Genomic DNA, 959 nt, shown 5'->3' on the forward strand with positions numbered 1-959 from the left:
CGTTGATTTTGTCCGTTAGATTGTTTAAACTTCATAAGTAAGAGCGCCTCCTTGATGGTAATGGTATTGGGTTACGAACCCGTCGACAAATCCATCATACCGAGGCGCTCCTTTTTTGACAAAGGCCATTTCTTAGCCTTAACAGGAATGTTTAGGTGAGCGAAAGGCTGCCGATCGTGCCGGCAGCCTCCCGTTACTGTGTATTGAACAAACGTTTACCATTAGCTTAGTTGATGATATGTCCACGTACCCATTCACTTATTTGGATAGCCACTTCTTTTACCATTGTTGTAGTAGTATCAACAGTCGGCATTGGTGGTGTGTATGCTTTGTCAGCATTTTCAAGCAACCACTTTGCAAAAGATTTATGCTCCTGAATCAAATCCTCTGTCCAATTTCTTGCACGTAATCGTAATTCACGTGTTTCATCGTCACAGTGTAAGTTCAAAAAGTAAATATTATCCTTAAAGTATTGATAATCCTCACACTTTTCAGCATCCCATGGCATCATCGTTCCGCATATGATAGATATTCGTCCACTTGCAGCTACATTTCTAGCAACACGAAACCAAATATTCTCCATTTTTCTCCAGTCGTCATTCCCCATAATTCTATGAATGGAATCGAGTTCGAAAACATCAACGTCTGGTAATAATTTTCTCAGCTCCATAGAAACTGTTGTCTTCCCTGCACCACTTGCACCTGTCACTATAAACAACGGTATTTTTTCGTCCATGTTCTTCCCCCTAGTAAAATAATTTTATTCTCTACCTTAAGGGGAAACCCAGATTTTGTAAAGTTAAAATTGTGAATATAGCATAACTGCCCTTCCCTCGGTTTTAAGGGTTTATCTCACTTTTACTCACTCATTCGCAGGATTCCGTTTCCCTGGATAACAGTTGTCGTTCTGAAAGTAAGCTTATTAAACTCCGTCGTTCCAATTTTGGACATGCGGGAAC

Annotated in this window: 1 protein-coding gene; it reads right to left on the minus strand. The window is 40.3% G+C overall.

Annotation, left to right across the window (positions count from 1 at the left end):
* Positions 1 to 226: 226 nt before the first annotated feature.
* Positions 227 to 736, minus strand: coding sequence for an AAA family ATPase (locus AC1DLM_RS35425; RefSeq protein WP_477572629.1), 510 nt, complete (start codon positions 734 to 736; stop codon positions 227 to 229).
* Between the last annotated feature and the right edge of the window lie 223 nt (positions 737 to 959).

The organism is Paenibacillus sp. 01T442 (assembly GCF_056398345.1).